Origin of the sequence: Megasphaera paucivorans (assembly GCF_900103535.1) — a bacterium.
GTDB classification, from domain to species: Bacteria; Bacillota; Negativicutes; order Veillonellales; family Megasphaeraceae; genus Megasphaera_A; species Megasphaera_A paucivorans.
Map to the genome: position 1 here is coordinate 1 of NZ_FNHQ01000074.1, position 1,267 is coordinate 1,267.

Below are 1,267 nucleotides of genomic sequence, written 5' to 3' on the forward strand. Positions count from 1 at the left end.
GCCGGCTCGCCGCAGGCACAGCGGATCATGATTGCACGCCAGGGCAATTTGGAAATGAAGAAGGAATTAGCCAAGGCGATTGCTCATATTGATCAGTAAGTTTTATATTAGATGAAGATTTTCTCGAATCTTGTGCAACACTATAGTTGTTCTGTAATGCTGAAAACAAGCCAGTGACATAGTCGCTGGCTTGTTTTTGATTTAGAGAGTAAAATAACATATTTGTATTTGGCAAAATTATCTATTTTGATACCAGCAAAATTGGCGGATTAGTGTATAGTGCAAAAAATTGCTCTTATAAAAAAAGGAAAACAGTCAGGGAACTGTTTTCCTTTTTTATAAGAGCGTGATTATCTATGTTTTAGATGTAAAACCATGAATGAAAAATACTAAAATTATCGATAAATTATCAAATAAATGATAAAGAGATACATTATGTTTTTATATTGGAGGAGATAATGAGTAATGTTTGTATGTGTCTATTATATTTGTGCTGCATAAATTTTTATGGTAATTTATGCAATTATTGTGTTGAATTTCAGTACAGTAAAAAAATGAAAACATTTTACATACTAATTTACTTTTATTTATTTTGTACATTATTCTTCTCCTTTCTTCATGAGTTATTTATCCATATAAATAAATTATTTGCATGTGCGAAATGCATATAACTGCTTTATTAATGTCGAATAATCATGATATATAGTTATTTCTTGACATAATAAGTATCACAGGTAAAATAAAGGTATGATACTTCGTAAATACGATTCAATACGTATATACAAATGTATTATAACATATTTTTACATTATTTGTATATATAAAATGTCTAGAAGTATGCAATATTAATGGAATAAAGTAATTTATGGATTAAGTTTATTATTTTTAAATAAAAAGGGGGCAAAAAATTTTTTAATAGATATACATTGATTTATTGTATAGTAAAAATGATACGGTATGATTCAGAGGAGGTTTATTGTATGAGTGAAAATGTAGTAGCCCAATTATGTCAAGATGTAAAAATCCCTAAGATGGTAAAAGTAAGGCAGCATTTTGATCCTTCGTATATTGCCCCGGAGGATATTCCTGGAGTGGTACGGGAGGAGCTAGAGCGAGATTGTATCTGTTCGCAAATAAAACCAGGTATGTCTATCGCCATAACATGCGGCAGCCGTGGGGTCGCGAATATAGCGATTGTCATCAAGGCAGTGGCAGAATACGTAAAAGAAAAGGGCGGATCTCCGTTTGTGTTCCCGGCTATGGGCAG

Annotated in this window: 1 protein-coding gene and 1 pseudogene; both read left to right on the top strand. The window is 31.7% G+C overall.

Annotation, left to right across the window (positions count from 1 at the left end):
- Positions 1 to 99 (top strand): 4-hydroxyphenylacetate 3-hydroxylase C-terminal domain-containing protein (locus tag BLR11_RS14550; protein WP_245675179.1); only part of this gene is annotated, 99 nt, incomplete at its 5' end.
- Positions 100 to 980: 881 nt separating this feature from the next.
- Positions 981 to 1,267, top strand: a pseudogene (locus tag BLR11_RS13880) (hypothetical protein); the annotation flags it as partial.